General features: G+C 69.2%; 16 protein-coding genes and 1 tRNA gene. 8 read left to right on the top strand and 9 right to left on the bottom strand.

Annotated elements, in window-relative coordinates; translation table 11 throughout:
* The first annotated feature begins 3 nt into the window (after positions 1 to 3).
* Complete coding sequence (locus tag AC3EUJ_RS29900; protein ID WP_431966812.1) at positions 4 to 1,650, top strand: hypothetical protein; 1,647 nt, start codon at positions 4 to 6, stop codon at positions 1,648 to 1,650.
* Between the two features lie 18 nt (positions 1,651 to 1,668).
* Here AC3EUJ_RS29900 and AC3EUJ_RS29895 read toward each other — a convergent pair whose 3' ends face one another.
* On the bottom strand, positions 1,669 to 1,800 hold the full coding sequence (locus AC3EUJ_RS29895) for a DUF397 domain-containing protein (RefSeq protein WP_431966810.1): 132 nt from the start codon (positions 1,798 to 1,800) through the stop codon (positions 1,669 to 1,671).
* On the opposite strand from AC3EUJ_RS29895, the gene AC3EUJ_RS29890 reads away from it, so the two are divergent.
* From AC3EUJ_RS29890 to AC3EUJ_RS29880, 3 genes are all read left to right on the top strand, one after another.
* The gene (locus tag AC3EUJ_RS29890; protein WP_431966808.1) at positions 1,763 to 2,314 is read left to right on the top strand and encodes an ATP-binding protein; all 552 of its coding nucleotides are present in this window, start codon (positions 1,763 to 1,765) and stop codon (positions 2,312 to 2,314) included. The two genes, AC3EUJ_RS29895 and AC3EUJ_RS29890, sit on opposite strands and share 38 nt — an antisense overlap.
* A gap of 160 nt (positions 2,315 to 2,474) precedes the next feature.
* A complete protein-coding gene (locus AC3EUJ_RS29885) occupies positions 2,475 to 3,236 on the top strand; it encodes a hypothetical protein (RefSeq protein ID WP_431966807.1) in 762 nt (253 codons plus the stop codon).
* Positions 3,229 to 6,414 carry a DEAD/DEAH box helicase gene (locus tag AC3EUJ_RS29880; RefSeq protein ID WP_431966806.1) on the top strand — a complete coding sequence of 1,062 codons (3,186 nt, stop codon included), beginning with the start codon at positions 3,229 to 3,231 and terminating at the stop codon, positions 6,412 to 6,414. The genes AC3EUJ_RS29885 and AC3EUJ_RS29880 overlap by 8 nt, the downstream gene beginning before the upstream one ends.
* Position 6,415: 1 nt before the next feature.
* Here the strand turns inward: AC3EUJ_RS29880 and AC3EUJ_RS29875 are convergent, their stop codons facing one another.
* Positions 6,416 to 7,060, bottom strand: coding sequence for a hypothetical protein (locus AC3EUJ_RS29875; RefSeq protein ID WP_431966804.1), 645 nt, complete (start codon positions 7,058 to 7,060; stop codon positions 6,416 to 6,418).
* 92 nt (positions 7,061 to 7,152) lie between these two features.
* Between AC3EUJ_RS29875 and AC3EUJ_RS29870 the strand changes: the two genes are divergently transcribed.
* Positions 7,153 to 7,530 (top strand): hypothetical protein, encoded by a 378-nt coding sequence (locus AC3EUJ_RS29870; RefSeq protein ID WP_431966802.1) that lies wholly within the window; start codon positions 7,153 to 7,155, stop codon positions 7,528 to 7,530.
* A gap of 1,333 nt (positions 7,531 to 8,863) precedes the next feature.
* Here AC3EUJ_RS29870 and AC3EUJ_RS29865 read toward each other — a convergent pair.
* Complete coding sequence (locus tag AC3EUJ_RS29865; RefSeq protein ID WP_431966800.1) at positions 8,864 to 9,631, bottom strand: IclR family transcriptional regulator; 768 nt, start codon at positions 9,629 to 9,631, stop codon at positions 8,864 to 8,866.
* A 278-nt stretch (positions 9,632 to 9,909) separates the two neighbouring features.
* On the opposite strand from AC3EUJ_RS29865, the gene AC3EUJ_RS29860 reads away from it, so the two are divergent.
* Entirely contained in the window at positions 9,910 to 10,431 is a 522-nt protein-coding gene (locus AC3EUJ_RS29860) for a hypothetical protein (protein ID WP_431966798.1), read from the top strand.
* Between the two features lie 210 nt (positions 10,432 to 10,641).
* Here the strand turns inward: AC3EUJ_RS29860 and AC3EUJ_RS29855 are convergent, their stop codons facing one another.
* Positions 10,642 to 10,962, bottom strand: a complete 321-nt coding sequence (locus AC3EUJ_RS29855) for a helix-turn-helix domain-containing protein (protein WP_431966796.1) — start codon at positions 10,960 to 10,962, stop codon at positions 10,642 to 10,644.
* A 21-nt stretch (positions 10,963 to 10,983) separates the two neighbouring features.
* Between AC3EUJ_RS29855 and AC3EUJ_RS29850 the strand changes: the two genes are divergently transcribed.
* Positions 10,984 to 11,988, top strand: coding sequence for a hypothetical protein (locus AC3EUJ_RS29850; RefSeq protein WP_431966794.1), 1,005 nt, complete (start codon positions 10,984 to 10,986; stop codon positions 11,986 to 11,988).
* Positions 11,989 to 12,083: 95 nt separating this feature from the next.
* The gene (locus AC3EUJ_RS29845; RefSeq protein ID WP_431966792.1) at positions 12,084 to 13,886 is read left to right on the top strand and encodes a hypothetical protein; all 1,803 of its coding nucleotides are present in this window, start codon (positions 12,084 to 12,086) and stop codon (positions 13,884 to 13,886) included.
* Between the two features lie 244 nt (positions 13,887 to 14,130).
* Here the strand turns inward: AC3EUJ_RS29845 and AC3EUJ_RS29840 are convergent.
* The 5 genes from AC3EUJ_RS29840 to sucC all read right to left on the bottom strand — a co-directional run bounded on the left by AC3EUJ_RS29840 (position 14,131) and on the right by sucC (position 18,352).
* Positions 14,131 to 14,215 (bottom strand) — tRNA-Leu (locus AC3EUJ_RS29840).
* 126 nt (positions 14,216 to 14,341) lie between these two features.
* On the bottom strand, positions 14,342 to 15,886 hold the full coding sequence (locus tag AC3EUJ_RS29835) for an aldehyde dehydrogenase family protein (RefSeq protein ID WP_431966790.1): 1,545 nt from the start codon (positions 15,884 to 15,886) through the stop codon (positions 14,342 to 14,344).
* On the bottom strand, positions 15,883 to 16,335 hold the full coding sequence (locus AC3EUJ_RS29830; RefSeq protein ID WP_431966788.1) for a carbonic anhydrase: 453 nt from the start codon (positions 16,333 to 16,335) through the stop codon (positions 15,883 to 15,885). The genes AC3EUJ_RS29835 and AC3EUJ_RS29830 overlap by 4 nt, the downstream gene beginning before the upstream one ends.
* A complete protein-coding gene (gene sucD / locus AC3EUJ_RS29825) occupies positions 16,332 to 17,207 on the bottom strand; it encodes a succinate--CoA ligase subunit alpha (protein WP_431966786.1) in 876 nt (291 codons plus the stop codon). Before sucD ends, AC3EUJ_RS29830 begins: the two co-directional genes overlap by 4 nt.
* Before the next feature lie 5 nt (positions 17,208 to 17,212).
* On the bottom strand, positions 17,213 to 18,352 hold the full coding sequence (sucC, locus tag AC3EUJ_RS29820; protein WP_431966784.1) for an ADP-forming succinate--CoA ligase subunit beta: 1,140 nt from the start codon (positions 18,350 to 18,352) through the stop codon (positions 17,213 to 17,215).
* Between the last annotated feature and the right edge of the window lie 187 nt (positions 18,353 to 18,539).

Here is an 18,539-nt window from a genome sequence, read left to right as displayed (position 1 = left end):
CCCATGGAACCACGCAACTACCGCATGGTCATCTCGACCGCACAGGACTTCGTGACGACCTCGGCCGAAGCCGACCGCCAACTGCACCACTGGCTCGGCGTGATGAAGCGCTACGACACCTCCGCCCTGGACATGGGCCGCAACGAGATAGCCGAGGGCGTCACCCTCGACCACGACGCGGCAGCGGGCCGGCACGGCTCGTACTCCCGTTGGCGACTCCGCGAGAACCGGCCCGGCAACCAGGGCGCCTGGCAGTCCACCCTCGTGGTCCGCTCCGACAACGGCAAGGACGCGCGCCGCACCTGGCTCCAGGTGGACATCGAGCACCAGCCGGCCCCGGGCCAAGCACACATCCGTGCCAACACGCCCGGCATAGCCAAACTCCTCCTCGACGCCCTCCCCGCAGAGGACGGCCTCGCCGAAGTCGGCACGGTTCCGAAGTTCATCGAGCAGGACGACGTGGAGGAGGTAATCGAGGAACTCTGCGAGCAGGACCGCAGACTGCCCATCGTCGTGGCGAGTGTTCCGTACGGGCAGGATGCGGAGGCCTGGACGAAACGGATCGTCGAACCGGTCTTCCGGCACCTCAGCGGTCTCGCCGTCATGTACGTCCTCCGGCCGGAGGCCCAGCAGTCCTTCAACAGGACCCTCGAACACCATCCCGTCTTCGGGGGCGGCGTTCGCACCTACCTTCCTGGCGTGGACCCGGCCTGGCAGCCCGACGCCCAGCGTCACCCGGTGATGTCCCGGTCGACCATCGAGGCGAACGTCGGACGAGCGGCGGCGATCCTCGCCTCCCTTCCCCAGCGCCTGGCGCTGAGCCACCCCCTCCCGGAACCGCTGGACACCCTGCCGTTCCAGCGCAGCCGTCCCCGTCCGGTGGCCGACACGTCCAGCCTGGAGGCCCTTCGCAAGGAGCTGCGGAAGGTCGACACCCAGCGGCAGGAGGCGGAGCAGCGCGAGGAATCAAAGGACCAGCAGATCCGTGAGTTCCGTCTTCGTGTCAAGGAGGCGGACGACCGGGACTTCGAGCAGATCGTCGAGAACGACCAGCTCTACCGGGACTTCCAGGACGCCCACCGCAAGGTCCGCTTCCTGCAGAAGAAGCTTGAGGAGGCGGGCCTCTACGCGCTGGCCCACACACCGCCTCCGGAGCCCGAGGACCAGCCGGCCACCTTCGCCGAAATTCTCAACCGCATGGACGAGTTCACCTATCTGCGGTTCACCGGAAACTCCAAGAAGACCAAGGATCTGGACGCCCAGTGCATCGTCAACTGGGTGACCGTCGCCTGGGACGCGTTGCGCACGCTGAACGAGTACGCCGCCGCGTCCGCCGCAGGGACGACGGGCGGCGACTTCCGCCACTGGTGCGACAACCTTCCGGACGAATCCTCGAACCGCTTCCCGTCCGCCAAGGTCAAGATGAAGGAGTCCGAGACGGTCGGGAACAGAACGAAGTGGCGTCGGCAGCGCACGTTCCCCGTGCCCACGTCCGTCGCCAAGGAGGGCAAGCTCTTCATGCAGGCCCACCTGCGGATCGGCGGGGGCAACACGGTGTCGCCCCGGCTCTATTTCCATGACGACGGAGCCAGCACAGGGCTCGTCTACGTGGGGTACATCGGAGAGCACCCCGACAACACGCAGACCTGACCGGCTACTGCGGGTGGGTCAGCGTGCGACGGCGAACCGTACGAACGCGGCCCACTTCCAGGCAGAGACGGTGAGTTCAGCGCGGGCAGGTACCTTGGAGTCACGGACATGGATGGCGCCGGGCGTGACAGCGACTTCCAGGGATTGCACCGCCCTCGTTTCCGCTCTAGCTGCTCTTGAACCAGGTGAGAGGAGCGGATTCCGCAGTACTCATAGCTCTGCCACCACTTTTTCGACCAAGGCGCAGATCTCCCCCCTTCGATTCAGCCAGCTCCTCAGTTCCACACCGCGCGGCGCCCGCCTGGCCCGTCTGCTGACCGTGCAGCAGCTCGGCGCGTGGGGCTGGCCGCCAGCCTGCACGGTGAGCGAGTGCACCGCACTCGTCGTCGCCGAACTCACCGCGAACGCGCTGACCCACGGCTGTGCGCAGGGCCGCGGGTTCCGGCTCGGCCTCACCGTCGAGGGACCCGACGCCGGCACCCTCCGTGTCGAGGTCACCGACGCCCGGGGCGACCGCGCGCCCAGGCCCCGTACGACCGCCCCGGAGCCCATCGCCCAATCCGGACGCGGCCTGCTCCTCGTCGAAGCCCTCGCCGCTCGCTGGGGATGGGAACCCTGGCCGCCCTCCGGGAAGACCGTGTGGGCATGTCTCCCGCTCCCCTGACGAGGAATGCGAGACAGTCCGTCCACAGGCGAGCACACACCGTGGACAACTCCCTGGGGAGGTGGAGAGAATTCCGATCACGCTGTGGGGGAGGGACGTACGGGTGGGGGAAGACAACGCCGTGGGCGGCGCTGTGCCGCGCATCTCGCAGGGTATCGAGATGTACGCTGGCAAGGACGGGGCCGTGTCGTGGAGTGGCGTCGAGCTGACGGCCGACGTGATGCGGGAGTTGCGTGGGGGCCCGTGGGCCGAGCGGGTGGGTGATCTCGCCGCCACCCGCGACTTCCTGACCGAGTTACGGGGCCTGGCGACGACGGACATGGAGACCGACGCCCTCAAGGCTCTTCTGGCGAGCGAGCCGGAGCCGCTCCCCTGGCAGGTCGGCGAGGCCCTCGCCGAGGTGCTGCTCGAGCACTGGCACGGGGCGCTGTGGCTGTGGGACGGCGCCCGTGACCGGCGTACGCGCAAGGCGAGCCTCCCGGGCGCCGATCTGGTCGGCCTGTGCGTGGCGGACGGCTCGGCGCGGCTGCTGTTCGGCGAGGTCAAGTCGTCCTCCGAGCAGTCCGCCCCACCGGGCGTCATGATGGGTTCGGATGGCATGATCCACCAGCTCAGGAAGCTGTCCGCGAAGGACGACCACCTCACGCTCATGAAGTGGCTGCGCTTCCGGTGCCTGACCCCGGAGCACAAGGCCGCCTACCAGACAGCGGCCGGCCGCTGGGTGAAGTCGATGGGCAAGGACATTCAGCTCTTCGGCTGTCTGGTGCGCGACACCGCCCCGGAGCCGAAGGACCTGAGCAACCGGGCCAAGGACCTGGCCAAGACGGTCGTGGAGCCCATGCATGCGCTGCTCACGGCCTGGTACCTCCCCGTGGCCATGACGTCATGGCCCGACCACGTGGGGGTGCTCGACCATGGCTGACCTGGGCTGGCTGGACGACGTACTCGACCCGGCCCTTGTGGCCGAGGCCGACGAGGGGGCGCACCGCGTGCTGATTGCGTCCGCTCTGCGCGCTGTGGAGGGGGAGGTCCCGCCGGGCCCCGAGGAGGGCCACGAGGCGGTCGGTTTCGCGGTGGACGCCCTGGACCTGCTGGCCTGGGACGCGATCGCCGAGGACCCCAAGGCGGAGTCGACGCGGCGGCTGTGCGGGCAGATGTTCGCCCTGGCGCGGGCCCGGCTGCCCGCCTGGGACTCGCCGGAGGCCCGGCTTGAGCTGCTGCGCACGGCGTGCCTGGGCTGGATCGCGGACGAGACACCGCTCGCCGCCCGGCTGCTGGCGGACGTGGAGCTGCCCTCCGAGCCTCGGTTGGCCGATGACTGGGAGTCGCGTGTGCGGCGCGGTACCGCCGACGCGTGGCTGCTGTTGCTGCGCAAGCGCGGGTGGGACGACCTCGACGCGCTGGACCAGCTGCTGGTGCGGTTGCGGTGGGAGCAGGCGGGGCTTGAGGAGCCGTACCTCTCGGCGGCGGGTGACGACGCGCGTCCCGCCGCTTGGGGGCTGGCGGCCCACTACCACCTGCTCAAGACGGCGGAGCTACTCGCCGAGTACCTGGCTACGGGCGCGCTGATGCGGGGGCGGCGGCCGAGCCGTCACTACGGGGTGCGCGAGCGTGTGCAGTCGCACTGCGACCGCGCGCTGGAGGCCGCCATGGCCTCGGCCGACCCGGACCTGGAGGTGCTCGTACGGCTGCTGACCGCGACCGCCGACCAGATCATCGACAACAGCCTGTGGACGGTGGCGCGCGCGGTCAGTCCGGAGGTGAACGCCTTCGTGGCCTCGCTGGTCGACCGGGACCGGCCGCGCCCAATCTTCGAGGTGCTGCCGCCGCAGCGGGTCGCCCTCGCTGAACAGGGGCTGATCCGCACCGCGCACCGGAGTGTGGTGGTCAGTCTCCCGACGAGCGCGGGCAAGACGCTGATCGCCCAGTTCCGCATCCTCCAGGCACTCAACACCTACGACAAGCAGCAGGGCTGGGTCGCGTACGTCGCCCCGAATCGGGCGCTGGTGAACCAGGTGACGCGGCGGCTGCGCCGTGACTTCGCGGGGCTCGGCATCGGGGTGGAACGGGTCAGTCCCGCCCTGGAGTTCGACGGGCTGGAGGAGGACATGCTCACGGACCGCGGCGAGGGGCGGTTCCGGGTGCTGGTGTCCACGCCCGAGAAACTGGACCTGCTGCTGCGGTCAGGCTGGCAGGAGAAGATCGGGCGTCCGCTCTGCCTGGTGGTGGCCGACGAGGCCCATCAGCTGGGCGAAGGCAAACGCGCGATCAAGCTGGAACTGTTGTTGGCGACCGTCAACCGGGAGGCCCTGGACGCCGGTTTCCTGCTGCTGACGCCGTTCATCGACAACGGGGACGTCATCGCCGAGTGGCTGGACAGCGGCAGCCGGCAGTCGGTCGGGCTGTCCGTGGACTGGGCCCCGAACGACCGCATCCTCGCGCTCGCCCTACGGGAACGCACCCCGGGTGCCGGTGGCTTCCGGGTCGCCCTGGAAACCCTGGTCACCAGCCGCAGAACGCTCAGCGTTCCGGACACCCTGCCGCTGGACGGCAACCGGCCGCTCGGACTGACCTGGTCGCAGGCGAGCAGCCCGACCAGACTGGCCGCAGCGACGGCATCCGTGCTGGCCGAGCGGGGGCAGACCATCACCCTGGCCGGGCGACCGGACTACGCCTGGTCGATCGCCAAGCTGCTCGCCGGTGGCCGGGAGGACCTGCCGGACGCCGGCGAGGACCTGCGGGCCGTCCAGGCCGTGGTCTCGGAGGAATTCGGCCCGGACTTCCCTCTGGCGGGGCTGCTGGCCAAGGGCATCGGAATCCACCACCGCGGCCTGCCCGACGACATCCGCACCCTCACCGAGTACCTGATGGAGTCGGGTGACCTCACCCACCTGGTCTCCACCACCACCATCGCCCAGGGCGTCAACTTCCCCGTGGCCAATGTCGTCCTGGCCTCCCACCAGTTCCCGTACGGGGAGGACATCCCGGCCCCGGACTTCTGGAACCTGGCCGGCCGCGCCGGCCGGGTCGAGCAGGGCGAGGTGGGGCTGATCACGCTGGCGGCCACGGATGAGGTACGGGCCGGGAAACTGCGGGTGTTCGTCGGCCGCCAGGTGACGGAGCTGAACTCCACCCTCGTCGAGATGGTGCGTACGGCCATGGACAGCTACGGTCACCTGGACCTGCGCAACCTCGCCCACCTCCCCCAGTGGTCGGCGTTCGTGCAGTACCTGGCCCACACCTACCGGCAGATCGGGGACGCCGAGGAGTTCGCGGAAGAGATCGAGCAGATCCTGCGCGGCACCCTGGGCTTCCAGGACCTGCGGCGCACGGACCGCGGCTGGGCGGCGGAGCTGACGCGCAGCGTGCGTACGTACGCGGAACGGCTGTCCGGGCAGCCGCTGGCCCTCGTCGACAGTACGGGCTTCTCCTGGGAGAGCGTGTCGGCGACCCTGGGACGGCTGAGCGACGCACGCATCGGCCGCGACGTGTGGGAGCAACCCCTCTTCGAGGGCGACCGCCGACCGTTGGCCCAGCTCATCGGCGTCATGCTGGAGGTTCCGGAACTCAGGGACAACCTGGTCGAGGTGACCAACGAGCACGAGGGCCGCAGCGGGGACTTCGTCGCCCGCGTCATGCAGGACTGGGTGAATGGTGCGTCGATGCGGCAGCTCGCCGCCGACCACTTCACGAAGGCCGGCACGAGGGACGAGCTCAAGGCGATCACCAAATGCTGCCAGCGCCTGTTCGGTGAGCTGGCACCCGCGGTCTCCTGGGGCCTGTCGGCGCTGCAGTCGCTAACCCTGGGGAGGGACTTCGCCACCATGCCGGCCGAGACCCAGCGCGAGCTGCGCAACATCCCGTCGTACGCCTACTACGGCGTCCGGACCGAGGACGCCATCGCGATGCGGCTCGCGGGCGTACCACGGTCGGCGGCGGCCCGCATGGCCGCGACGATCGCCGACGAGGGCCTGACAAGCGGCCCCGCGGCGGCCCGCACCCGCCTCGCCGCACTGCCCGAGACGGCCTGGCGATCGGCCCTGGGCGTCAAGGGCCCGGCCTACCGGACGGTCTGGCGGATCCTCGACGGGGTGCAGTGACTCACCGGACGCAGGACGCCCACAGCACGTACGCCCGACGAGCTTCCACGAGCAGTGCGGCCGTGGCGCCCGGAGTGCCGAAGGAATCCACCGCCCTCGCGGTCACCGTGCGCAGGTGATCGGCGGCGATCCGTGTCCGCTCTCCCCGGACCTCATGCTGGCGCGAGGCGAGCGCCAGGTCTCGCTCCCACATGTCCTCCAGCGTGCTGTCCCCCGGGTTCTCCACGTCGTGCACCGTGGGGATCCGCGGCAGGTCGTCCGCGGTGAGGAGCGGAACAGCCTGTACGCCGACGGCGTCGGCCAGTTCGCCCTCCTCGTCCGCGTTCGCACCGAAGAGAATGCGCCGCACCACCATGCGATCCGCCTCCGACCTGGCCACCTCGGCCGCGAGCGCGTCCAGCCGGTCGAGGAGCACCGGGACGGCCGCGTACTCGCGGCGGCGCAGCAACTCGTCGAGCTCGCGGATCGCCTCGTCACCGCATTTCTGCGCGTGATCGAGCAGTCGGTTGCACCGGACGATCTCGTCGAATGCCCGCTGTGCGGTGCGCACCGCATGCTCGATGTTCCGCAGTGACTCGTCCAGGTCGTCGTCCTTGCGCCCACCCGGAACCTCCGCATTGGGCGTTGTGCCGTACGTCATGGTCACGCCGTTCCCCCTTGTCCTCGTCCCCGCGACTCATCATATGGAACACGATCAGCACCTTGACTCCCGAACACGGGTTGAACACTATTAACACTATGCCGACTATCGAACTCGATGAGCAGACTCACGAAAAGGTCGTCTTCGCCGCACGTCTCATGGCGTGCACGCCGTCCGAAGTGGTACGGCGGTTGGTGGAGTCATGGAGCACCCCCGAGGAGCCTGGCGAGGAGTCGGACGGCGTTCGTGTCCACGCGGTGTACCGGGGCGAGCGGATCCAGGGCCTCTTCCACCCGGCCACACGCACCCTGACCGTCACCCAGGGACCGGGGACCGGTCAGTCCTTCTCCTCGCCCAGCGCCGCCGCCATGGCGGTGATCCAGGAACTCAACCCGGACCGGTCCCCCAACACGAACGGCTGGCTGTTCTGGCGTGTCACGAGCAGTGGCGACGAACTGAAGTCCCTACGCAGGTAACCGGACTCGCGTAGCAGCCGATTCTCCGCAGCCCTTCAGCACGACCGCCGCCTCTCACCAAGGACACACCCTCATGACCACCCCGGACGCACCCGCCACCCACCTGCTGATCATCAACGCCCACGAGCCCCTCGCCTGGGTCCTGGAAAACCAGCGGATGGCCTTTCCCACCGGCCGCACCCAACAGTCCTTTTCCCTCCGAAAAGGAGACGAGATCCTGCTGTACACCACGCGCGGCTGCTTCGGGAACCCGACCCGGGACCTCGGACGCGTGATCGGCCTGGCCATCATCATCAGCAAGGTCCGCACCCTGGACACCCCTGTCGTCTTCAGGAGCGCCGTTTCACCGAAGGGTGCTGGCTGCGCGTCCACGGCCTCACGCCCTTCCGTGAGGGCGTCGTCCTGCGCGATCTCGTCAACGACCTCCAGGTCTTCCCCGACCCCGCTCACTGGAGCTTCCGCATGCGCCGGGCCTCGCTCCTCCTGCCGGACACCGACGCGGCCCTGATCAAGCGGGAACTACAGCCTCTCCTGAAGCCCTACGGCTCAGTGGTGGGTGACTACTCCCTCAACCGCCGCTGACGAAGCGGCCTACGCTACGACGAGGCACCACGACACCGCCGCCCGTCGAGCGCGCGGCCCGCCCCGACAGGAGTTGAGTCCCTGGCCCTTCCCGCCCCGTGACATGGTCGCCGCCTTAGGCATACACATGCACTTCCAGACCCTGGAACAGACCATGCGCGAACGCCACCCTCCCAGGATACGAATGGCCGGTTAAGCGGCCGCATGTCAGGATCGGACTGTGCATGCCTTCCTGGACTCCGTCGAAAGTTCGAGGTGCCCTACCGTGCCGCCTCCCAGGATGCGGCGGGTGGTGTTCGTCGCGTTACTGAGCTCGGACGGCCGGCTTGCCCTGGTGGCAGATGACCCGCCTGGAGCTGTTCACCGATGGGTGCTCCCTTCAAAATCCGTCCGAGCCACAGAGCCCTACCGTGAGGCGGCAGTGCGCGTACTCCGCGATGCGGTCGGCACGATGCCGGTGCGCGAGGGCGCTGTTGAAGGATGCCGCTGGGCTCAGGTGCCTGTGCCCATGGGTCGGAGCCGCCGAGAGGCACACGTGTTCATCTTCCGTCTCGCTGCGGCTGGTGCTCCGCCGGAGCATCTGCCCTGGAGGGGAGCGACACGCTGGGCGGGGCCTGAGCAGTGGCAGGAGTTGTGCACACGGTGCGATCTGCCAGATGTGGATGTGCTGTTGACGGGATACCTGGAGGGGTGGATCCCGGACGGGCGGATCACGTTGGGGCCTTGAGCCCCGGCACCTCGGCACCCGCTGTCACTCTGCCCTGGCGATCGCGGTGGCGGTCTCCTGCAGCGCCATGGCAACCGCTGGCATGTCCTGTTCACGCAGACGTACGGCGGGTGCGTACACGGAGATCGCAGCGAGCGGTTCCCCGATGCGGTTGCGGATGGCCACGCCTACGCCGTGCAGGTCGTGTGCACTTTCCTCGAGGTCTGCCGCCCATCCGCGGACTCTGACTTCCTCCAACTCCACCTCAAGCAGCGGCCACTCAGTGATGCTTCCTGCCGCCGTGGCAGGAAGCGCGGCCGGGAGTGTCGCGCGTACATCCGCCGGGTTGCGCAGTGCGAGCAGGGCTTTGCCCGCCGCTGTGACGTGGGCGGGGAGCTCCTGTCCGAGCGGAACACTGACGCGTAGGACATGCCGGCACTCCACTCCGTCGAGTAGTCGGACGACGGCCGTATCCAGGGAGTACAGGCACACCGTCTCCTGCAGCTTCTCGGAGAGCTCTTCCAGGGGTCTGCGCGCCTGTCGTCGGACGTCCAGCTGGGCGATCGCGGCCAGTCCCATGCGTACGAGCTGCGGCCCCGCTGAGTATCCGTGTTGGCCAGGATCGTGGCGCAGGAAACCCGTGCGCTGCAGGGTGACCAGGATGCGGTGTGCGGTGGATCGTGAGATACCGAGCTCCCGTGCGGTTTCGGTAACACCGACCTCCCCCCGGTCATACGCCAGGACGAGAACATCCAGGGCCTTCGTCACCGACGCCAAGGCCTCTGTCGCCGACAGATGCTTGCCATCCACCATGAAGGAACCGTAGCGCTCAAACGTTCCCGGAGACCGGGAGCTTCGACAGAATCCACACGTCAGGATTCTGTGGTGGCACGTCCCGCAGTTCCGGTGCGGCATCGCTCGAACCCGGCGAGCCAACTCAGGGCCAAGATAGGTCGAGTCCTGCGATAACCGAGACCGGACTTGCCGTGCTTGAGCGCACTGCTGACCGTTTGGTAGCGCCTCACAGGAACTGCGTGCGTGCCACAGTGTGCCGTCCCTACACTGGCAGCGGCCTTCCTTAGGAGTTCGCTATGGCGGGATACCGGACCAGCGCACCTGCGTCAGGCAAGGGTGTCTACATCGGCCAGGCCCGGCATGCCGTGAAGGAACTGATCACTTCACTGCGCGATGAGCTGGCCACATTGGAAGCTGTGTACGCGATGATGTGCCAGGGCGTCGAATCCACCGATGCCCGCGAAGACCCGCCCCACACTGGCGAGGACGCGGAAACCGCCCAGCGTTCCCAGGAGGGTCCGTCTGAAGTTTCTGTAGCCGACGAGGATCCTTCGTCCGAAGATGCGCCCCCAGGCATGGGCACTCGGGCCCTGGGGCCACCGCGTAACGGAAGCATGCGCGATGCGATCCTCACACTCCTGTGCGCCGCTCAAGAGGCAATGTCCATCACCGATATCGCGGCGGCGGTCCGCCCGGGAGCCGACGCGACTGTCCGCTCATCCGTAGGAAAAACCCTCAACCGCATGAAGCAACTTGGCGAGGTGGAAAACGTAGCACCGGGAATGTTCCGCGCCGTGCTGTCATCTCGGGCTGCTTGATCCACTCGAGAACGATCCTAACCCCACAAGCAGGCCTCCCTCGATTAGCGGTCGAGGGAGGCCACCAAACACGCGAACGGACGCTTCTCCTAGCAGGGTTCCGGTCCGTCGCGCACGTTCACTCTAGCGCTCCCACGGGTGGTGCTATAGGGCGTCTGCGCCATTCCGCACTTGAGCGTGCACGACTGACCTCAAATAGGCAATTGGGGATCAGTCATGAGCACATTGGGTCGCATTCGATCCGGGCCAGAGCGCCAAGCCCAGGGCGCGCTCCAGTCGGCAGACCGTCAGGACATCCGGCCAGGTGGCTCCCGCCAGCAGATCGCCGATGGTCTGTCTGCCGACGTTGCTCTGGGCGGCCAGTGCACGCAGCGAGAGTTCCGGCCTCTCACGCAGAGCGGCGGCGAGGCGGCGGGCAATCGTTTGGACCACTGCCGCGGCGGGCTCCCCGGTGATCCGGGCATCCGGCCACTTCTCCGGATCGACGGCGTAGCTCCATGGCGGCGCCGTGCGCGCTCGGCCTCCAGTCATAAAGATGCGTTCCTTCAGATCGTGATCGACACTGACACCAGTGGCCGGTTAACCGGCCACCTGTCATGGGCCTTGCGCCTGGAGGTCGCTGTGTCGAATCGTCTGCTGGCCTACGCACCGAAGGCCGAGACGGTGCCGCCCGCCCAGTGGCGCCGCATCGCTCCGGTCGTGCGCTCGCTGGGATTCATGGCCGTCGCAGCGGGACCCTACGGCCCAGACGTGGTCATGACGCCGCTCGCACGGCTGGTCGCCTGGGTCGAGGCCCAGGGCCTCCCGCTCGAACCCTCGGTGATCCTTGACCAGAGCACCGTCGAACGGTTCATCCTCGTCGGCTGCCGCGACATGGCCGCCAACAGCCGACGAACCTGCAGCAGCCAGTTGCGCCGGGCCTCCGAAGCGCTCCTGCTGGACCAGCTCGGACAGCATGCGCCGATCCGGCTGAAGGCCACCGCCGCCCCAGTGGCCCCCTACCCGCCGGCGGAAGTCGCCTACTGGCTGATCTGGGCGCAGAGCCTGCCCACCCCGGCCCAGCGGCGCAACGCCTGTCTTCTGTTCTGTCTCGGCGTCGGTTGCGGGCTCGCCGTTGAGGATCTTGTGTACGTTCAGGGGCGGGATATCCTCGTGGGCCCCACCGGCCGGGCACTGGTCAAGGTGCACGGGCGCCGTCCGCGCACTGTCGTATGCCGGTACGCCTACGAGGAACTGCTGCTGGCGGAAGCCGCCCACATCCCGGCAGATGCGTACGCCTTCCGGCCGGACTGGCAGGACCGCACCAGCAAGCACATCGCATCGGACTGGCTGGCCAGGTACCCGCGGATCATCGGCCGTTGTGACGGTGCAGTGCTGCAGATCCAGCGGCTGCGTACGACCTGGCTCGTCGAACTGCTGAATGCAGGTATTCCGCTGAAGGTGATCCTCAAAGCGTCGGGACTCGGGACCCTGCACAGCCTCTCGCGCTACCTCGTCTTCCTCCACGACGTGCCCGAAGCGGAGGCATCCGATCTGTTGCGGGGGGCGGCGGCATGAGCAGGAAGAACCCGGAGGACAAACCCTGCCGACGTACCGGCCTCGCCCTACGCCCTGCACCGCAGGCCCCCGGCCGTACCCTCAGCGACCGCGTTGTGAGGCAGGTCTTCGACCTCGTGCGCCACAGCGGAGTACTGGAACGCCTTCCCTCCAACGAGCACCGGCCAGGCCCGAAGGGCTTCCCGTTCCGCACAGTGCTGATCGGCCTGATCCTGTCGCAGTACATGGGCAAGAGCGCGAACATCAACGACGCATGGGAGACGCTCTTCTTCGCCCTGTCTCCAGGGTCCAAAGCCCTCCTTGACGTCCCCGACGTCGACCTGCACATCCCCGAGGGTGCAACCCGGGAAGAAATCGACCGCGTCGCGCACCACCAGTACGCGACGTCGAAGCGCGTCTACCGGTCCTGGGCCTCGATGACCCGGCGCCTCGACCCGGCACCACACGACCGCCGCAAGCGGCTGTCGCTCAGCGAGGCCAAGAAGATCCGACGGAAGTGGAATGCCCGCGCCAACCAGGACACCGTGCGCAATCTGGAGGCCATCGCCCAGGATCTGGTTCTCGCTCCGGTGATGGCTTCCTACCGGCGCGGCGACTTCGCTCGATGGCCTGGCCACATCGCGGTCGACGACACTCCGGTTCCGGTCTGGGGCAAAGAGCCGGACTACCACCAGGACCGGGCCTCGCTGGAGATCACCGCCGGGATGTACGTGAAGGGAGGAACGCAGAAGAAGTCGGGGCCCAGCGGCAAAGCTGCGGCCTCCACGAACACTGGCACCCGGCGCGGCACGACAAACAAGCCACCGCCTCGCAAGACCAAGTCGGGACGGGAGAAGAAGGCCAAGGCGCCAGAGAAGAGAGAGTTCCGCTACGCCATGATGGCCGCGTTCCCGGGCCACGGCCATGGCGACCTCGCCGGCGCCTACCCGGCGGTCTGCCTCGGCATGATCCTTCACACCCCGGGCACCGAACCCGGCCCGGCCGCCCTGCGCGCCATCCAGCCGGCCTTCGAACGAGGCCTGGTCAAAGACCTGTTCTGTGCCGACCGGGGCATCACCCAGGCCAAGCCTCACAACCTGCATCTGCAGCTGCTCAAACTCGGCCTCAACACGGTGAAGCACTACAACGACGACAAGGTCGACCGGCAGGGAGAGTTCCGCGGCATGCAGCTGGTCGGCGGCGAGTTCTACTGCTCGCTGATGCCCACCCCGCTCATCACTGCGGGCGCCACATACATCGACAGCCGCACGGACGAGGACCGCGCCCACGCACTCAACCTGATCCAGTCCCGGAAGGACTACCAGACCAAGATCAAGGAGTACGGGCCCGCAGGGGACCAGCGTCGACAGTGCCCCGCCCTCGGATCCCACGCCACGGTCACCTGCTACCGCCGGCCCCAGCCACGCCCGTCCACCGTCGTCGACCTCGACGCCCCCACTGTCCGCACCCCGGCAGCCCTGCCCACCATCCCCAGGCCCAAGCGGGACACCCCCGTCTACCCCGACATCTGCAGGGGGAAGAGCATCACCGTCCCGGGCACCGTGTTGGCCAAGTGGCGGCAGAAATACCCCCTGTTCACCCCTCTGTGGCAGGAAGCCTGGTCCGGACTGCGCAGTCAGAACGAGGGCGGCAACGGAAACCTCAAGAAGTCCGCCCTCGACAGCATCGACAATCCCCAGCTCCGCCTCCCGCACGGACGCGTCGCACAGACCCTGCTCAATGCCGTCATCATCTTCGTGGCGAACCTCAGAGCCATCCGACGGTTCCTCCGCGACCAGGGCATCCAGCCCCGCAAAGCCAGCACGCAGAGCGCCGCAACCCAACCCGGTGAGCCCCCCGACCCGCCCCAGGCGCGACCGGTTCCGACCGAGCAGGTCGATCCTCCGCCACGCGAGTGACACACCCCCGCCGCGCTCCGCCCCCTGAAAACCCCACATGCCTGCGCCACGGCTACCAGCCGTCGCGCAGGCATGTCCTGTTTCCGCAGGTGAGAGGTGCAGTACCTGGACCGCCACCGCCTCACCCCCTCACCGGGCCGATCACGAGGCTCGAGGCCCTAGAAACGACGAAATACCGGTGAGTCACATGACTCGACCGGTAATTCGTGAACGCTTCGGGACGATCTCGTGAACGTCCCTGTTGTGTCCGAGGGGGGACTTGAACCCCCACGCCCGATAAAGGGCACTAGCACCTCAAGCTAGCGCGTCTGCCATTCCGCCACCCGGACAGGTGTTCCGCGGGTCTGGCCCCGCGGCGACAGGGACAACGATACCAAGGATTCCGGGTGGGTTTCACCTGCGTATCCGCAGGGTGCACGGGGTGCCGGGGCCGTGTGGGCCCCGGCACCGGGGCCCTACGCCGCCTCGGGCGGCATCAGGTGGTAGCCGGGGAAGTTCCCCGGCAGGCGCTCGTGCGCGGGTCCCTGGGTGACCGCGCGGACCAGCAGCTCGCCGCCGACGAAGGCGCCGCGCCATGAGGCGCCGAGACCGCCGAAGAGCTCGGCACGGTCGCCGCGGGACCGGGGCTTGTTGTGGCCGACCTTGAAGGCGCGGATCTCCGGGGCGAGGCGGGCGTAGGTGTCCCGGTCGTCGGTGGAGAGGGTGGCGACGAGGGCGCCGTCGCCGGCGTTCATGGCGGCCAGCAGTTCCGCCTCGGTGTCGACCAGGACGATCGTGTCGACCGGGCCGAAGGGCTCCGCGTGGTGCAGCGGTGAGGTGGGGGTCGGGTTGAGGAGGGTGACCGGCGGCAGGTACGCGGAGCTGTCCTGGCCGGGCAGGAGGCGGGCGTCGTCGAGGCTGCCGCGGTGGATCGGGATCGCGCCGCGGTCGACGGCCTCGGAGACGAGGTCGCCGAGTTCCCTGGCTCTGGCCGCGTTGATCAGCGGCCCGAAGTCGAGTTCGGGGAGGTCGTCCCCGGGATCCTCGACGGCGAGCGGGTGGCCGAACCGTACGGAGCGCACGGCGGGCAGGTACGCCGACAGGAAGTCGGCGAAGAGCTCGCGCCGCACGACGAAACGGGGGTAGGCGGTGCGGTGCTGCTTGGCGTACTCGAAGGTCCCGCGGATGTGACCGGCGAGGGACTCCCAGTCGCTGTAGTCCCACACGCCCCAGGAGTTCAGGCCGTCCTGCTCCAGGACATGGCGTCTGCCCGGGTCGGCGGCCGCGGAGGCGATCCGGCCGCCGGTGTCCCGGCCGCCGACCACGCAGACGCAGCCGAGCTCGGGGGCCCGTACCAGCGCGGCGGAGAGCTCGTCGCCGCCGCTGACCAGGGTCACCGGTACGTCCTCGCGGGCGATGAGCGCGCAGGCGAGGGTGAGGCAGGCCAGTCCCCCGTCGGTGGGGGTCTTGGCGATGACGGCGTTGCCGGCCAGCGCCTGCACGAGCAGGGCGTGGACCAGGACGCTCATGGGGTGGTTCCAGCCGGCGATGTTGCCGACCGGGCCGGGCAGGGGGCGCCGCCACTCGACCATGTCGTCGATCTCGCCGATGTACCAGCGGACTCCGTCGACGGCCCGGTCGACGTCGGCCCGGGCGAGCCGCCAGGGCTTGCCGATCTCCCAGACCAGAAGGAGGGCGAGCAGTCCGCGGTGCTCACAGAGGGCGTCCAGGGCGGCCGAGACCCGCGCCCTGCGCTCGGCGACGGGGATCACCCGCCAGGCGCGGTGCTGGTCGAGGGCGGCGCGGACGGCCCGGCGGGCGGTGTCCGCGTCGAGCCGGGGCGGCCCGGCGACGGGGGTGCCGTCGACGGGGCTGGCGGCGCGCAGGATCCGGCCGTCGGCCTGCCAGGCGCCGGCCCACAGGTTGAGGACGCGGTCGTCGTGGAACGCCTCGGGGGCGGCCCGCAGACACCGCCGCCAGGTGTCCGCCCAGGCCGTTCCGGGTTTGAGGGCGAGCGTCACGGATGCTCCGCTCTTTCGGGGCGGAGCTCACGCAGCGCACCACCACGGGTGTAGAGGAATCCCCGCACCACCTCGGTACGGGGCAGTTCCGTGGCGCCGAGCAGGCGGGTGATGCACGCGCGCAGGTCCTCGGCGGGGGCGCCCAGCGCCTCGCAGTCCTCGTGGTGCACGAGCACGATCTCGCGGGTGCCGCCCCGCAGCTGGCTCAGGCGGAGCGAGCGGAGGGTGTCGGGGGTGACGCAGCCGCCCGCGTTGCGGATGACGTCGGCGTCGCCCGGCCGCAGCCCGAACATCGCCTCGACGCCGAGCCGGGCGTCCATGCACGCGACGATGGCGACCCCTGTGCGGGGCCGCTTCCGCTTGAGGTCGATCGGCGTGAGGGCCGCGCCCACGTCGTGCCTGCGGATGAGCAGTTGCTCCACACCCGAGGGCCTGGCGGGGGCGGTCACCGCAGCAGCCCGCGCACGAGCCGCGCGGTCTCCGAGGGGGTGCTGCCGACCTTGACGCCGGCGGCCTCGAGGGCCTCCTTCTTCGCCTGGGCGGTGCCGGAGGAACCGGAGACGATGGCGCCGGCGTGGCCCATGGTCTTGCCCTCGGGCGCGGTGAAGCCGGCGACGTAGCCGACGACCGGCTTGGTGACCAGACGGGAGATGTAGGAGGCGGCGCGTTCCTCGGCGTCGCCGCCGATCTCGCCGATCATGACGATGAGGTCGGTGTCGGGGTCGTCCTGGAAGGCGCGCAGGCAGTCGATGTGGGTCGTGCCGATGACGGGGTCGCCGCCGATGCCGACGGCGGTGGAGAAGCCGAGGTCGCGCAGCTCGTACATCAACTGGTAGGTCAGCGTGCCGGACTTCGACACCAGGCCGATGCGGCCGGCGGTGGTGATGTCGGCCGGGATGATGCCCGCGTTGGACTGGCCGGGGCTGATGAGCCCGGGGCAGTTGGGACCGATGACTCGGGTGCCGGAGGCGACGGCGCGGGCCCGGAAGGCGACGGTGTCGTGGACGGGGACGCCCTCGGTGATGACGACGACGAGCCCGAGCCCGCCGTCGACGGCCTCGTCGACTGCGGTGCGCACGAAGGGCGGCGGCACGAATACGACGCTGGTGTCGGCGCCGGTCATGCCGACCGCCTCCTTGACGGAGCCGAAGACCGGGACGGTACGCCCGTCGAACCCGACCCTCGTGCCGGCCTTGCGCGGGTTCACGCCGCCGACGACGTCCGTCCCCGAGGCGAGCATGCGGCGGGTGTGCTTCATGCCTTCCGAGCCGGTCATGCCCTGGACGATCACCTTGCTGTTGCGGTCGAGGAAGATGGCCATCGCGCTCAGCTCCTTGCGGGCTCGGCGGCCCGCGCGGCCGCGCCGTCCATGGTGTCCAGCTGCTCTACGAGGGGGCCCAGCGCCGCCGCGGCCTCGTCGAGGATGGCGCGGCCGCGCTCGGCGTTGTTGCCGTCGAGGCGGACGACGAGGGGCTTGGTGAGCTCGACGAGGTCGAGGGCCTGGACGATACCGTCGGCGACGGCGTCGCAGGCGGTGATGCCGCCGAAGACGTTGACGAGGACGGAGGTGACGTCGGGGTCGGAGAGGATGATCCCGAGCCCGTCGGCCATGACCTGGGCGGAGGCGCCGCCGCCGATGTCGAGGAAGTTGGCGGGGGCACCGCCGTGATGGGCGACCACGTCGAGGGTGCTCATCACCAGTCCCGCGCCGTTGCCGATGACGCCGACGGTGCCGTCGAGCTTGACGTAGTTGAGACCCTTGGCGCGGGCGGCGGCCTCCAGCGGGTCGCCCTCGCCGGGGGTCTCGTACGCCTCGTGGACGGGGTGGCGGAAGCGGGCGTTGGCGTCGAGGGACACCTTGCCGTCCAGGGCGAGGATCCGGCCGTCCGTGGCGCGGATCAGCGGGTTGACCTCGACCAGCAGGGCGTCCTCGGCGGTGAAGACCTCCCACAGCGCGATCAGGACGGGCACGGTCTCCTCGGGAAGGCCGGCCGCTTCGGCGATCTGCCGGGCCTTGTCCTCGGTGACGCCCTGCGCGGCGTCGACGGGAACGCGGGCCAGGGCCTGCGGCCGGGTGGCGGCGACCTCCTCGATGTCCATGCCGCCCTGGGCCGAGGCCATGGCGAGGAAGGTGCGCTCGGCGCGGTCGAGGAGGAAGGAGACGTAGTACTCGTCCTGGATGTCGGCGGTCGGCGTCAGCATGACCTTGCCGACCGTGTGGCCCTTGATGTCCATGCCGAGGATGGCCCGGGCCTTGTCCTCCGCGTCCGCGGGGTCGCAGGCGAGCTTCACGCCGCCGGCCCTGCCCCGGCCGCCGGTCTTCACCTGGGCCTTCACCGCGACCTGCCCGCCGAGGCGTTGGGCGGCGGCGCGGGCCTCGGCGGGGTCGTCCACCACCTGGGCGTCGAGCACGGGGACGCCGTGCCGCGCGAAGAGCTCCCTTGCTTGGTACTCGAACAGATCCATCGTCAAACGCACCTGCCCTGACTCGGAGGCCGAACGGTAATCCGGTGCACACCTCTGGACACCGGGTCGTCCATGCGGGATAAACGTCTGCATACAGTATTCGTCGGCTGTATGCAATGTACAGACCGCGGGACGGAATCCCGCGTTCGACCCGTTCACCGGCCCCCGACCGGAAGGAACCCTGGTT

The sequence above is a fragment of the Actinacidiphila sp. bgisy160 genome, from assembly GCF_057707815.1.
This window is presented reverse-complemented; position numbering and strand designations above follow the sequence as displayed.

What these genes read in the sequence shown, in the direction of transcription:
- AC3EUJ_RS29900 (WP_431966812.1), top strand. Translation starts at nt 4, where the DNA reads ATGGAACCACGCAACTACCGCATGGTCATCTCGACCGCACAGGACTTC.
- AC3EUJ_RS29890 (WP_431966808.1), top strand. Translation starts at nt 1,763, where the DNA reads ATGGCGCCGGGCGTGACAGCGACTTCCAGGGATTGCACCGCCCTCGTT.
- AC3EUJ_RS29885 (WP_431966807.1), top strand. Translation starts at nt 2,475, where the DNA reads ATGTACGCTGGCAAGGACGGGGCCGTGTCGTGGAGTGGCGTCGAGCTG.
- AC3EUJ_RS29880 (WP_431966806.1), top strand. Translation starts at nt 3,229, where the DNA reads ATGGCTGACCTGGGCTGGCTGGACGACGTACTCGACCCGGCCCTTGTG.
- AC3EUJ_RS29870 (WP_431966802.1), top strand. Translation starts at nt 7,153, where the DNA reads ATGCCGACTATCGAACTCGATGAGCAGACTCACGAAAAGGTCGTCTTC.
- AC3EUJ_RS29865 (WP_431966800.1), bottom strand. Translation starts at nt 9,631, where the DNA reads ATGGTGGATGGCAAGCATCTGTCGGCGACAGAGGCCTTGGCGTCGGTG.
- AC3EUJ_RS29860 (WP_431966798.1), top strand. Translation starts at nt 9,910, where the DNA reads ATGGCGGGATACCGGACCAGCGCACCTGCGTCAGGCAAGGGTGTCTAC.
- AC3EUJ_RS29855 (WP_431966796.1), bottom strand. Translation starts at nt 10,962, where the DNA reads ATGACTGGAGGCCGAGCGCGCACGGCGCCGCCATGGAGCTACGCCGTC.
- sucD (WP_431966786.1), bottom strand. Translation starts at nt 17,207, where the DNA reads ATGGCCATCTTCCTCGACCGCAACAGCAAGGTGATCGTCCAGGGCATG.
- sucC (WP_431966784.1), bottom strand. Translation starts at nt 18,352, where the DNA reads ATGGATCTGTTCGAGTACCAAGCAAGGGAGCTCTTCGCGCGGCACGGC.